This window comes from Bacillus sp. Brlt_9 (genome assembly GCF_051948935.1).
Taxonomy (GTDB): domain Bacteria; phylum Bacillota; class Bacilli; order Bacillales; family Bacillaceae_G; genus Bacillus_A.
In genome coordinates, this window is record NZ_JAYJLO010000002.1 from 756,678 (window position 1) to 770,073 (window position 13,396).

General features: G+C 35.2%; 17 protein-coding genes. 13 read left to right on the plus strand and 4 right to left on the minus strand.

Features of this window, described 5'->3' with window-relative positions; genetic code table 11:
• The 3 genes from VF726_RS10265 to VF726_RS10275 all read left to right on the plus strand — a co-directional run bounded on the left by VF726_RS10265 (position 1) and on the right by VF726_RS10275 (position 2,929).
• Positions 1-570, plus strand: a complete 570-nt coding sequence (locus VF726_RS10265) for a stage V sporulation protein AE (protein ID WP_440167816.1) — start codon at positions 1-3, stop codon at positions 568-570.
• A complete protein-coding gene (gene spoVAF, locus VF726_RS10270; protein WP_440167818.1) occupies positions 557-2,029 on the plus strand; it encodes a spore germination protein SpoVAF in 1,473 nt (490 codons plus the stop codon). The genes VF726_RS10265 and spoVAF overlap by 14 nt, the downstream gene beginning before the upstream one ends.
• A gap of 96 nt (positions 2,030-2,125) precedes the next feature.
• Positions 2,126-2,929 carry a Cof-type HAD-IIB family hydrolase gene (locus VF726_RS10275; protein ID WP_440167820.1) on the plus strand — a complete coding sequence of 268 codons (804 nt, stop codon included), beginning with the start codon at positions 2,126-2,128 and terminating at the stop codon, positions 2,927-2,929.
• A 30-nt stretch (positions 2,930-2,959) separates the two neighbouring features.
• Here the strand turns inward: VF726_RS10275 and VF726_RS10280 are convergent, their stop codons facing one another.
• Complete coding sequence (locus VF726_RS10280; RefSeq protein ID WP_440167822.1) at positions 2,960-3,826, minus strand: DUF1002 domain-containing protein; 867 nt, start codon at positions 3,824-3,826, stop codon at positions 2,960-2,962.
• A gap of 187 nt (positions 3,827-4,013) precedes the next feature.
• Between VF726_RS10280 and VF726_RS10285 the strand changes: the two genes are divergently transcribed.
• From VF726_RS10285 to ribT, 3 genes are all read left to right on the plus strand, one after another.
• A complete protein-coding gene (locus tag VF726_RS10285) occupies positions 4,014-4,451 on the plus strand; it encodes a peptidylprolyl isomerase (protein WP_000853785.1) in 438 nt (145 codons plus the stop codon).
• 219 nt (positions 4,452-4,670) lie between these two features.
• Positions 4,671-4,853: a hypothetical protein gene (locus VF726_RS10290; protein WP_440167824.1), complete on the plus strand. Its 183-nt coding sequence runs from the start codon at positions 4,671-4,673 to the stop codon at positions 4,851-4,853.
• 67 nt (positions 4,854-4,920) lie between these two features.
• Positions 4,921-5,289, plus strand: coding sequence for a GNAT family N-acetyltransferase RibT (gene ribT, locus VF726_RS10295; protein ID WP_000908396.1), 369 nt, complete (start codon positions 4,921-4,923; stop codon positions 5,287-5,289).
• Between the two features lie 20 nt (positions 5,290-5,309).
• On the opposite strand, the gene VF726_RS10300 is transcribed toward ribT, so the two are convergent.
• Positions 5,310-5,828 (minus strand): DUF309 domain-containing protein, encoded by a 519-nt coding sequence (locus VF726_RS10300; protein WP_440167826.1) that lies wholly within the window; start codon positions 5,826-5,828, stop codon positions 5,310-5,312.
• A gap of 97 nt (positions 5,829-5,925) precedes the next feature.
• Positions 5,926-6,021: a YjcZ family sporulation protein gene (locus VF726_RS10305; RefSeq protein WP_000510194.1), complete on the minus strand. Its 96-nt coding sequence runs from the start codon at positions 6,019-6,021 to the stop codon at positions 5,926-5,928.
• A gap of 169 nt (positions 6,022-6,190) precedes the next feature.
• On the opposite strand from VF726_RS10305, the gene scpA reads away from it, so the two are divergent.
• The 6 genes from scpA to phnF all read left to right on the plus strand — a co-directional run bounded on the left by scpA (position 6,191) and on the right by phnF (position 11,451).
• Positions 6,191-6,934: a segregation/condensation protein A gene (gene scpA, locus VF726_RS10310; protein WP_440167830.1), complete on the plus strand. Its 744-nt coding sequence runs from the start codon at positions 6,191-6,193 to the stop codon at positions 6,932-6,934.
• A gap of 158 nt (positions 6,935-7,092) precedes the next feature.
• Positions 7,093-7,665, plus strand: a complete 573-nt coding sequence (gene scpB / locus VF726_RS10315; protein ID WP_048530861.1) for a segregation/condensation protein ScpB — start codon at positions 7,093-7,095, stop codon at positions 7,663-7,665.
• 78 nt (positions 7,666-7,743) lie between these two features.
• Positions 7,744-8,646 (plus strand): ComEC/Rec2 family competence protein, encoded by a 903-nt coding sequence (locus VF726_RS10320; RefSeq protein WP_440167832.1) that lies wholly within the window; start codon positions 7,744-7,746, stop codon positions 8,644-8,646.
• A 208-nt stretch (positions 8,647-8,854) separates the two neighbouring features.
• Positions 8,855-9,997, plus strand: a complete 1,143-nt coding sequence (gene nagA, locus VF726_RS10325) for an N-acetylglucosamine-6-phosphate deacetylase (protein WP_440168294.1) — start codon at positions 8,855-8,857, stop codon at positions 9,995-9,997.
• 4 nt (positions 9,998-10,001) lie between these two features.
• On the plus strand, positions 10,002-10,790 hold the full coding sequence (gene nagB / locus VF726_RS10330; RefSeq protein ID WP_048530857.1) for a glucosamine-6-phosphate deaminase: 789 nt from the start codon (positions 10,002-10,004) through the stop codon (positions 10,788-10,790).
• The gene (gene phnF / locus VF726_RS10335; protein WP_002194085.1) at positions 10,720-11,451 is read left to right on the plus strand and encodes a phosphonate metabolism transcriptional regulator PhnF; all 732 of its coding nucleotides are present in this window, start codon (positions 10,720-10,722) and stop codon (positions 11,449-11,451) included. The genes nagB and phnF overlap by 71 nt, the downstream gene beginning before the upstream one ends.
• Before the next feature lie 70 nt (positions 11,452-11,521).
• Here phnF and VF726_RS10340 read toward each other — a convergent pair whose 3' ends face one another.
• A complete protein-coding gene (locus tag VF726_RS10340; protein ID WP_440167835.1) occupies positions 11,522-12,328 on the minus strand; it encodes an HAD family hydrolase in 807 nt (268 codons plus the stop codon).
• Positions 12,329-12,494: 166 nt separating this feature from the next.
• Between VF726_RS10340 and glcT the strand changes: the two genes are divergently transcribed.
• Positions 12,495-13,343, plus strand: a complete 849-nt coding sequence (gene glcT / locus VF726_RS10345) for a glucose PTS transporter transcription antiterminator GlcT (protein ID WP_440167837.1) — start codon at positions 12,495-12,497, stop codon at positions 13,341-13,343.
• Positions 13,344-13,396: the final 53 nt, after the last annotated feature.

Sequence of the window (13,396 nt, forward strand, 5' to 3'; positions counted from 1 at the left end):
ATGAGACGAAGGGTTGTTTTGGTCACAGATGGAGATGAATATGCAAAGCGAACAATTGAGCTTTTGACGGAGGAATTTGGGGGAAGGTGTATTTCAGCATCACAAAGTAATCCAACCAAATTGACAGGGAAGAAAGTTGTTGAGCTTATTATGCAAACGCCATATGACCCTGTATTTGTTATGTTTGATGACAGCGGATTTATTGGAGAAGGATCTGGTGAAAAAGCTTTAAAATATGTAGCTACGCATAAGCAAATTGATGTACTCGGGATTTTGGCAGTAGCGTCTAATACACATCATTGGGAATGGGCACGCGTAGATGTCAATGTAGATCGGAACGGGAACTTAACCGAATATGGTGTTGATAAATTTGGACTTCCAGATGGAGAAATTGGCAGAATTAGCGGAGATACAATTTATTGTTTAGACGATTTGAATGTTCCTGTCATCGTTGGAATTGGTGATATTGGTAAGATGTGTGGAAATGATGAATGGGAGAGAGGATCACCAATTACTAAAAAAGCAATTCAGTTAATTTTGGAAAGGAGTGGATTTTATGACGAAGCCTAAAAAAGTGGATATCCCAATTTCATCTTTCATAAGTGATAATGAAAATTACTTAAAGCAAACAGCTGGACTGGGTGTTACATATGATGTTGGCATTCGTAAATTTCAAATTTTAAATAAAGAAATTGGCGTGTTGTTTGTAAATGGACTTTGTGATACGAATTATATTATCCCTATTTTAGAAGAAGCAGTGGATACAAATGAAATAAGGGATGTAGAAGAAGATACAGTGAAGCTTCTAGAGAATCGTTTAATTCATCAACAAGTAAGTAAAGTGAAAACGATGGATGAGGTAATGCTCCAAGTATTATCAGGACTCATCGTTATATTTGTGGAAGGTGAAACGGAAGCATTTGCAATAGATGTTCGTAGTTATCCGGGCCGGACGCCGACAGAACCAGATACAGAAAAGGTAGTACGTGGTGCAAGGGATGGATTTGTTGAAAATATCGTTGTAAATACAGCGTTAATTCGTAGGAGAATCCGAGATCCACGTCTTCGAAATGAAATGATTCGAGTAGGAGATAGATCGCAAACGGATATTTGTATTACATATGTACAAGATGTTGCAAATCCGGATTTAGTTAAGATTATAAAACAAGAATTAAATAACATTGAAATAGACGGGATTACGATGGCGGATAAAACGGTAGAGGAATTTGTAGTTAAACAAGGATATAATCCCTTCCCGCTTATTCGATACACAGAAAGACCAGATGTAGCAGCAAATCATCTACTAGAAGGACATGTGTTAGTACTTGTTGACACATCACCGAGTGCTATGATTACTCCAACAACATATTTTCATCATTTACAGCATGCAGAAGAGTTTAGACAAAATCCAGCTGTAGGTACATTTTTACGCTGGGTACGTTTTTTAGGTGTTATATTTTCGTTGTTCTTACTGCCATTTTGGTTAGTGTTTGTTTTTGATCCCACTCTTTTACCGGAAAGTCTTGCTTTCATTGGACCGAACAAGATGACGCATTTACCAATTTTATTACAAATTTTGATGGCCGAAATCGGACTAGAATTTTTAAGGATGGCTGCCATTCATACACCGACATCATTGTCGTCTGCAGCAGGATTAATTTCTGCCATATTAATTGGTCAAATTGCTATTGATGTAGGTTTGTTTGTCCCAGAAGTAATTTTGTACGTAGCAGTTTCTATGATTGGAGCATATGCAACACCGAGTTATGAACTAGGGCTTGGGAATAAAATCGGAAAGCTATTTGTCATTATTTTGACAGGTATATTTCATGAAATGGGATTTGTAATTGGTATGACGATATTGATTTTATTTTTAACGTCTATAAAAAGTTTACAAACACCTTATTTATGGCCGTTTTTACCATTTGATTGGGGCGCATTAACAAAAATTCTACTCCGTCCAACGATGTCTAGTTTAAAAGTACGCCCAAGTATTGTAAAACCTCAAAATGTAAAAAGACAAAAATAAACGGGATTATACACCCGTTTATTTTTTTAGCAAAAATTTATTGTTTTTTAACAAAAATCAAACATTTTTTGTGTACACTTAGAGTAGATATTGTGTATGGAAGGGGAAGAGGACATGATTAAATTATTTGTAAGTGATTTAGATGATACGCTCGTTTACAATGTGAATCATATGCAAAAAGAAGATGAACGTGCACTTTGTTGGTTAGCTGAAAAAGGGACAAATATTTGTTTTGCCTCTGGCCGCTTTACTCATCGAATTGATGAAGTCGTAAATAGGTTCGCATTCCCGTATTATACAACTAGTTTAAATGGAGCGACAATGTTACTGCCGGATGGGGAAATATTTCATGAATCAAGTTTTGAAGATGGGATTGCCCAGGAAATATATCGATATATCCATAAAAAGGGACTAGCAGATATTGTTTGTGCAAATGAGCAACGGTATACAAAAAGAAAGAATGAACATCATCATAATTTTGAAACATATATGGGCGTGCATATTGCTGAGATAGAAGCATTAGAAGAGGAATTTGGTAAGACTGTACATCCTGCGAAATTGTTTGTTTTTGGGGAAGAAGAGACAATTGCAGCATTAGATCAAGAATTACGAGATACATTTCAGAGTGAAGCGGAAGTTTTTATGTCTGGTAAACGCTATGTTGACATTATGCCAAGGGGAGTAAGTAAGGGGAGTGCTTTAAGGCGACTAATGGAACATTTGCAAATTGAGGCAAATGAAGTTGCATGTATTGGAGATTCTTTCAATGATATTTCTATGTTTGAAGTAACCCCGCATTCCTTTACTCTACATCATGCTCATCCTTATGTGAAGGAGAAGGCAAATCATATTGTTCGTTCGGTTGAAGAAGCTGTTATGAAATTGCCGTTACTTGTATAAAAAAGAAGCTCGCTAGTAGCGAGCTTCTTTTTACTTGAATAACGATTTAACAAAATCAATGATACTTGAGAAGAAATCTTTCACTTTATCTAGGAAACCTTGCCCTTCTTCAGATCCTAAAAAGGCAGAAACGTGTTCTTTTGCTTTATTTAACTGACTGCCAACTTGATTCCAATCGATATTAAGATTTTTCATTTTATCAAATAGCGCAACTAAGTTATCTAACTGTTCATCCGTTAATGTAATACCAAGTTGATCCGCAATTTTTTTTATTAATGAACGTAAATCTTCAGTCGTTTTTGGCTGTTCTTTGGCAATTTCTTCTTTAATTTTTGCAACAAGTTGAACTGCTTTTTCTTCACCAATTTTATCACCGAGCTGGGCTGTTTGCACCATTTCTTCATTGGCTACTTTTTTTACTTCCTCAGGAATTGTTTTGTTCGATGTTGTTTCATAGGCTTTCATTAAACCTGTTAAAGCAGCGGTTCCTGAAACTTTAAATGGTGCGGTAATTTGAATTTCTGCATCTTTCACACCTGCTGTAATAAGTGCGTTTGTGTACATTGCATCTGTTATCGAATTAATGTTTTTTGAACGTACAATAAGGCCAGAACCTGGCTTTGTATATGTGATCATAGAAGAGGAAATTGCTCTCGTACCAATTTGTGCTTTTGGAACAATCCCTTCTAGAAATTTATGTTCTTCCGCATTAGACACAGTAATGATTGTAGCATCTTTCGGTGCTTTCATTTCTTTTAACAGATCTTGTTTTTGTTGTTCAGACAAGTTTTCTCCTAGTGTAACAATTGATTCTCCTTCGATGATGTCTGCAAAAGAAGCTGTTGGCATCATAAATACCGTTACAGCTAATAGCAGAGCTAGTAATTTCGTTTTCACGAAAAATCGCTCCCTTTCTCTTTCTAAAATTTTCGGGCAACACAGTTATTATAGTATATATTTCTTATTTGTCACCTAGCTTTTTCCACATTTCAAAAAAGAAGTATGTAGATTGTCGGATTCTTTTTGTTTCTAGTCATGAATGTGGTAATATAGTGCTGAGATAGTTGAAAGGAGACATATACGTATGAAAACTTTAGGATACATATTAATGGAAAATGGTGAAAAAATCGATTTAGAATTTTTCCCAGAAGAGGCACCAAAAACAGTAGAAAACTTTAAAAAACTAGCAGAGCAAGGATTTTATGATGGTGTGACATTCCACCGCGTTATTCCTGGCTTCGTAAGCCAAGGTGGAGATCCAACAGGAACAGGTGCGGGTGGACCAGGTTACTCTATCCCATGTGAAACTGATGGAAATCCTCATAGACACCTTGTAGGATCACTTTCTATGGCTCACGCTGGCCGTAACACAGGCGGTAGCCAATTCTTTGTTGTTCATGAACCACAGCCGCATTTAGATGGTGTACATACTGTATTCGGTAAAGCAACAAGCGGTATTGAAACAGTATTAAACATGCGTCAAGGTGATGTAATGAAAGAAGTTAAAGTTTGGGAAGAATAAAGTAATGGAAAAAGAGAGCGATTGCTCTCTTTTTTGCTTTTTAATAGGAATGTGTATGTCGTTTACAGTACATGATACAAGTAGTACTGTTATTGCAGTGAAAATATGTTGCTTATGAGAACAAAAATTTAACAAATTACATAGAATACATTAGATTACATGTTTCAATAAATATTTTTTATTACATTCATTTTGCTAGAATTCATTTGCTCTCAGGTGATGAATAGTGAAGTGATAATGAGCGGTGAATGTTTCTTTTCACTTTCATATAACAGTGTTTTTTCTTTTATCTACTTAGGAAAAATAGTACTGAAACATATATTTGACTTTCTTCTTTTTGCTTTGTATGATTATCAAGTTGTTTTAAGCCCTTCTCACTCTGTTGAAAATATTGTAAAATGAATGTGATATGAAAAGAGTGGTTGAGGGGATTAATAGTTTGTAACTTTTGTAAGAAGGGATAAGGGTTATGTTAATTCGTTTTAAAAAAAGTTATGAAAAGATTGCAATGGGGCTTCTTTCATTTATGCCAACGGAAAAAGATGTGAAAACATTACAATTGACTATGAAAGATTATGAAGCAAAGGATGATTGGCAATTGTATTTGTGGAAACAAAACGAAGATTTTGTTGGGATAATGGGGATTGTAAAAAAAGAGAATCAAGTTTTGGAAATTCAGCATTTGAGTGTGAACCCATCTCACCGTCATATGGGTATTGGGACGAAGATGGTACAAGAGTTAAAGAGTAAATTTCTTGAGTTTACAATTTGCGGAAATGAGCAAACAGCAAGTTTTTGCAAAAAGTGTAAAGAGCTTGAACAAAATATACATTCGTGAAAGCAGAGATAAGTAGTTTATTATCTCTGCTTTCTTTTTTGTAATTGTTCGTTTCGTTCAGTAATGACTTCTGTTCGATCACGTAATGTATGCTTATGTATGATATATTCACTAGAAGTAGCATTCACATCTTTCCAAGGGAGGTTTTGTTTCTGACATAATTCTGTGCAGTGCTTTTCTAATGCTGTATCTAATAATGGTAAAAATAATGGTGTAAAATCTTCTTCTTTCTGTATAGATTGTAATCTATCCTTAAGTGAAGATAGAAGTTGTGTCTGATTTATTCCTAAACGTAGTAAAGGTGCACTGTTTCTTTCTAAAATCGTTATGGCGCTTTTCATCATCTTCTCTGAGCCATTCCAATTAGAGCGTCTTTGATGGTATAAAGAAACTGCAATTTGAATAAGACCGACTAAGTAATCATCACGATGTCCTCTTGGTTTTGTTTTCCAATATTCTTCTAGTATTTCGTGACATTCAAAATAATCATAATCTCCGTGAAAATGAATTAAAAATTGTATGTATTCGTTAGGATACATTTTCTTCACCTCTGTTTAACGGTTATAAATACAAGTGTATCATAGAAATATGAACAATAAACGACTAGGGGGTTTTCCCTAGCCGTTATTGTTCATATTAGCAGAAGCAAGCTGCCCCTACAATAATCAGTAAAATAAACAATACAACAAGTAATGCGAACCCACCGCTAAAACCGCAATCAACGTGACCCATAGTTTTTTGACCTCCTACATTGTTCTTACTACACTGTTATCATATGAAGTGGTGGGCATGATGACATGGGCATCGGTCTATTTTTAATTAAATTTCTTAAAAAGGTTGGATAGAACATGAGTATGCTCTATACTTATGTTGTTATAGAAAAAATGTGGTGGGATGCTTTGTGCAGTATAATTTTAAAGTAGAGGCTTTTGAAGGGCCTTTAGATCTATTGTTACATTTACTACATCGTTATGAAATTGACATATATAATATTCCTGTAGCGGAAATTACAGAGCAATATTTATCTTATGTTCATACGATGAAGGAACTACAATTAGATGTTGCAAGTGAGTATTTAGTAATGGCTGCAACGTTATTACAAATTAAAAGTAAAATGTTGTTGCCGAAACATGAAGAAGATGTACTTGATAACGGTGATGACTTTATAGATGATCCTCGTCAAGAATTGATGGAGAGGTTAATTGAATATAAGAAATATAAGCAAGTTGCTACTGAGCTAAAAGAAAGAGAACAAGAAAGAGCACAGCTATATACACGTCCGCCAATTGATTTTACATCGTTGCAACAAGAAGAGGAGACGAACTTACCTCTTGATGTTACGTTATATGATATGCTAGCGGCATTTCAAAAATTAATGCGCCGAAAAAAAGCAAAGAAACCTGTAACAACACGTATTACTCGTCAAGAAATACCAATTGAACAGCGCATGACTGATATTTTAAAACAGTTAGAAATGCAAGGTGGTCGTCAAAGTTTTTATGATTTGTTTGTTGATGATGAACGAGAAATAATGGTTGTAACATTTCTAGCGGTTCTTGAGCTGATGAAAAATCAACAAATCATAATTGAACAAGAACATAATTTTGATGAAATTTTCGTATCAAGCTCTATTAAATCGGCATAGATCTAGTATGGAAAATGGGATAGAAATATTATATCTCATGCTAAGTTTGAATGTATCGTTTGGAACAAGAGAAAAAATATTGAACCGAACGCATTGATTGTGATTCGGTTTTTTGATGTGTATTTTTATGGAGAAAATAGGAGGAAGGAGCTCATAAAATGGATAGAACAGAACAGAAATCAATCATTGAAGGGCTTTTATTTGTTTCTGGTGATGAAGGAATTTATCCAGAACAAATAGCGAAAGTCCTTGAAATCGAAGGAAACGAAGTAATCGATATTTTAGAAGAAATGCAAAAAGAATGTGAAAGCGCACACCGCGGTCTGCAAATTGTACAGTATGCAAAAGTATATCGTTTTGCTACAAAGAAAGAACATGCGTCTTACTATCAAAAATTAATAGATATTCCAACAGCTGCTTCACTCTCTCAGGCTGCTCTAGAAACGTTAGCGATTGTTGCATATCGCCAACCAATTACAAGAACTGAAATGGAAGAGATTAGAGGAGTAAAAACTGATAAGGCGTTACAAACGTTAGTGTCACACTTACTTATAAAAGAAATGGGAAGAGCAGAAGGACCAGGGCGTCCTATTTTATATGGAACGACGAAAGAATTTTTGGACACGTTTGGATTAAAAACATTAGATGATTTACCTCCGCTTTCTGAAGAAAACGAACAAATGAATGAGGCGGATTTATTCTTCGGTTCTTTACAAGAGATATCGAAATAAAAGCTTAGCATTTTGCTAAGCTTTTTTTGTATATCAATTATATACCGTGCCATACTAATTGAAAAAAGGAGACGAGTTATGAAAGGTATGCGAAGTGTTTTGTTATTAGTTGCTGTTTTGTTATGCTTTTCCTTAAATAGTGCATCGGCCAAAAGGTATATGATGTCTATTCATACTGCGTCTCCAATACATATGCAACGGCAACATTTTGGGAAAATGAAAGTGAGTTTCTTAAAAGTAGGGCAAGGTGATGCAACACTTATTATATTGCCAAATGGACAAACGATGTTAATTGATGGGGGACCTTATGAAGCTGGTGAGGTTATCATCCAAAAACTAATTGAAAAAGGGATTGATCATTTAGATGCTATCGTCAGTACTCATCCTGATATGGATCATATAGGAGGGCTCATTCCGATTGTAGAGCAAATGCCGGTTTCACTTATATTAGATAGCGGAAAAACATATAGTTCTTTTACTTATCATACGTATCGGAATCATATTAAAAAAAGAGGGATTCCTTTCGTTTCAGTAAAAGAAGGACAATACATCCCGCTAGATCCGCATGTTTCCATACAAGTATTAAATAATGGGAAATCAAAAGATGAAAATAATGAATCTTCAATTGTGTTAAAGGTACGATACGGAAAAGCAGATTTTTTATTAATGGGTGATGCGGATGTGCGGACGGAAACTGAAATATTAAAGCAATTTGATGTACATGCAGATGTATTAAAGGTAGGACATCACGGCTCCTATACTTCAACAAGTGAAATGTTTCTAAAGAAGGTAGAACCACAGTTTGCAATTCTTTCATATGGGAGCAAAAATCCGTATGGACATCCGCACCAAAGTGTAGTGAGACGATTAAAACAGCATGGTATAATGATATATGGAACAAATAGACGTACAGTAGAAATGGAAACAGACGGCGAACATATTACAATCGGGTCTAGCGGGTTAATGCCATTACTTAAGTGATTTATACGATAGATGATATTGTTCCTTTTTGGAAAAAATGAATAACATATATTATAATTGCGAGAGATGTACTAAGCTTCCTTTTTGTTAAACAAAGAGGAAATTTCATTCGAATGTATAGACAACTACTCGTGCATATATTAAGATGGAATTAGGCGAATAAGGTAATAATAACAAGTAGGTATTTCATGGGAAAGGATCGATGAAAATGAAAACGCAAGTTGTCATCAATGCCAAAATTTATACAGGTCAAGAAGTAGTAGAAAACGGATTTATTCGTTACGCAGAAACAATTAAAGAAATTGGTTTGATGGCTCAATATGTATCACAAGAAAATGAAGCGGTTTTAGATGCAGCAGGAAAAATTGTGATTCCAGGTATGATTGATGTTCATATTCATGGTGGATACGATATTGATGCGATGGATGCAAATAGCGATGGGTTAGTAACTCTAGGTAAAGAAATGTTAAAAGAAGGAGTTACAACTTACTTCCCAACAACAATGACACAAGCTCCAGAAGCAATCGAAGCGGCATTACATGCTGCGAAGGAAGCGAAAGAAAAAGGAGCATATTTCGAATACATTCACTTAGAAGGACCGTATGTTTCAAAAAAACGTGCAGGTGCACAACCACTTGAACATATTGTTCCTGCGAATATTGAACAATTTAAACAATGGCAGGAAGCAAGCGGGAATTTAATTAAATTAGTAACATATGCACCTGAAGAAGAAGGTGCGTTAGAGTTTGAGCAGTATCTTGCTGAAACTGGTGTTGTTGGCACAATGGGACATACAGATGCAATTGATGCACAACTAAAAAATAGAAACATTACACATGCAACTCATTTATACAATCAAATGCGTGGATTACATCACCGTGAACCAGGAGTTGTTGGTCATGTGTTATTAAATCCAGATGTAATGGTTGAAGTAATTACAGATGGTATTCACATTCACCCTGATATGGTGAAATTAGCATATAAATTAAAAGGCCCGAAAAAAGTAAGTGTTATTACTGACGCAATGCGTGCAAAAGGTCTTGAAGATGGATTATATGAGCTTGGCGGACAGCCAGTACATGTAAAAGATGGTAGTGCTCGATTAGAAGATGGAACGTTAGCTGGTAGTATTCTAAAAATGGATCAAGCTTTCCGAAATGTAATTGAATTTACAGGTTGTTCAATCGAAGATGCAGTACTAATGACATCAGTTAACCAAGCAGAAGAGTTTGGATTAAATAATAAAGGTGCGTTAGCGGTAGGAAAAGATGCAGACTTTGTTGTGATGAATGAAGATTTACATGTATATGATACGGTTCGTTTAGGAATTCATATGAAGGAAGGGAAGTAATTAAATGAATATTCTTGTTGTAAAAACTCCAGAAGAACTAGCAGAAGCAGGTTATAAATTAATTGAAGAAGTTGTAAAAACAAAAGAAAATCCAACATTAGGAATGGCTACAGGAAGCTCTCCATTAGGTATTTATGCAGAAATGCGAAAAAATAAACTTGATACAAGCCGTGTAACCACTGTAAACTTAGATGAGTACGTAAATTTACCACATGAAGATAAAAACAGCTATCATTATTTCATGCAAGAACAGTTGTTTGATCATCTTCCATTTAAACAAACTTATGTACCAAACGGGATGGCAAGTGATTTAGAGGAAGAGTGCAAACGTTATGAGGGCATTCTAGCTGCTAACCCAGTTGACCTACAGATTCTTGGAATCGGTGAAAACGGTCACATCGGATTTAACGAGCCAGGAACACCGTTTAATTCTCCAACAAACATTGTTGAATTAACAGAATCTACACGCCAAGCAAACCTTCGCTTCTTCGAGAAAGAAGAAGATGTGCCAACTCATGCAATTACAATGGGAATTGGAAGCATTATGAAAGCAAAACAAATTCTACTTGTTGCTATGGGTGCTAAAAAGGCAGAAGCTGTTAAAGAATTATTGCAAGGTGAATATAGTGAAGCGTGTCCTGCTACAGTTTTACAACGTCATCCGAATGTAACCGTAATCGCTGATCAAGAAGCTCTATCTTTATGCAGTGAGGCGATTGCTGATGAACATCGACAAGTATTCACCATTTCCGATCTATTATCAGATTCAAGAGTGGGTGAAACAGCTAATTGAGGACGGCGAATGGAAGCCGGGAGATAAAATCCCATCTGAGAATGAACTTTGCGATAAGTTCGAAGTGAGTCGTATGACAATCAGACAGGCGATTAATAATTTAGTGGAACAAGGTTATTTATATCGGAAACGTGGAATCGGTACGTTTGTCCAACTTCCGAAAGTGGAACAAAAATTGCAAGGAATGACGGGATTCACAGAAGACATGATTTCTCGTGGGATGAACCCAAGTAGTCAATTATTAAGTTTCCGCCTCGTTCCAGCTACTGCGAAAATAGCAGACCGGCTGAGAATACAGGAGGGAGAGTCGGTTTATGAAGTGAGGCGTATTCGCTTAGCTGATGATGAACCGATTGCTTTTGAGACGACATATTTGTCGCCAGCTCTTGTAAAAGATATTAACGAAGAAATATTGCAACAATCTTTATATGAACATTTAGAGAAAAAACTGGGCTTTAAACTTGTTAGCGCTACTCAATCAATTGAAGCTTCAATTGCAACGGATAATGAAGCGGAACATCTGCATATTCCTAAAAAGGCGCCAGTACTTGTAATGCGTCAATGGTCATATTCAGAAGGTGAAGTACCGTTAGAGTACGTGAAATGTATTTATCGTGGGGATCGTTATAAATTTATTACAAACATCGCACGTAACAAATAATATATTTCAGCTTGTGAAGTACAGTAAATGTCAAATTGTTTAACATGTAAAGAAAAAATACGACTCATCCTTACAAGGAGTGAGTCGTATTTTTATTATGAGCAATTACATGGTTAACAGCATCTTTAACTGTATTTACTACATAGTGAGCGTGTTCTTTTACTGCGTCATCAGCTTGAGACATAGCAAAACTGTGAGGAGTTAAAGAAAACATTGGAATATCATTATAAGAATCTCCTATGCAAGCAATTTCCTCTGGTTGTAATTGAAACTCTTTTAATAAAACAGAAATAGCAGAACCTTTACTAATATTAGGTGGCATTACATCTAAACATTGTTCTGCTGAAATGAAGGTACTAACTTTTCCATGGAATTTTTCATCAATTTTTTTCTGAAGAAGTTGTAAGCTTTCCTTTGTTCCGCCGACTGAGATTTTATTTGGGAAAATAGTATCATCAATCTTTTCTAATAGATGCGGTTCTTCAACGGAAGTCATCGTTACTTGTTGTTCAAGTTCATGAATAAACGGTGTTTTCTCTTCAATGTAATAATTATGTTCATCACTTACATAACGAAAATAAGGCTCTTCATTTGTCATTGCTAATAGATCAGGTAGAATACTTGAATCGAATGTTGCCGATAGTAGTTGCTTGTTTTCGTGCGTGTATACGAAAACACCATTTACACTAATACGATGGAAATTTGTATTTACAGCTTGCATTAAATTTGCAATTTCATTATCCAGTCGGCCAGAAGCGAAACAAAGAATCACATTTTGCTTAGCAAGACTGCGAAGTGCTGCAATATCCTGTTCGTCAATGAATCCTCCGTGTTGCATCATTGTACCATCGATATCACTTACAAACATTTTAATCATGTTGTTATCTCCTTTCTTATGTACAGTTGCTCTTACATTATACGCATCATATATAAACATGTCTAAAAAATGAATTTTTATGAAATGGTAGATGTTTTACATTGACGACAAAGAAGAATATTCTGTAACATAAAAGCAGGCTATTTAAGTACGAGGGTGGTGTTATATGAGTAATTATCTAGAAATTAAAAAAGTTTTAAATAATAATGTTATCATTGCTAGCCATCCTGAACACGAGGAAGTAGTAGTGATTGGTAAAGGAATTGGCTTTGGGAAAAAAGCGAAAGACGTATTGGAGCAAGAACAAATTGAAAAAATGTTTGTTTTAAAAAATGAACGTGATCGTGAACAATACAAACTGTTAGTGCCACATGTGAGTGAAAAATTAATTGAATTAATGAATGATATTATGTTCTATATTCAAGAAAAAGCAAAATCACCATTGAATGAACATATTCATATCGCTTTAACAGATCATATTTCTTTTGCGATTAAGCGGTTAAAACAAGGACTTACCATTGATAATCCTTTTTTAGTTGAAACGAAAATGCTCTATCCAGAGGAATATGAAATTGCTGAAGGTGTTGTAGAACTTTTAAACTCTCGTTTGCAAATTACATTGCCAGAAGGAGAAGTTGGGTTTATTGCACTCCATATTTACAGTTCACTTACAAATTCAGATTTATCTTCAGTTAATCAAAACTCCCGTCTCATTGCACAGCTTGTATCTTTAATTGAGACAAACTTACAAATTACATTAGACCAAGAAAGTATCCACTATTTGCGCCTTATCCGTCATTTGCAATATGCTATTGAACGGGTGAAAAAAGGGGAGAAAGTAGAGGAATCACAAAGTTTTGCTGATTTATTAAAGGCGGAATATCCCGTCTGTTATAATTTAGCTTGGAAGCTAGTTAAGGTCATGCAAAAAGAATTGCAACTTCCTGTTTATGAAGCAGAGAGCATATATTTAACGATGCATTTGCAGCGCTTAGTGAAAGCAGAGCATGTGTAAAAAGACATATATTTTTGTCTAAAATGAAAACGTTAAAAAAAATGATTGAATCG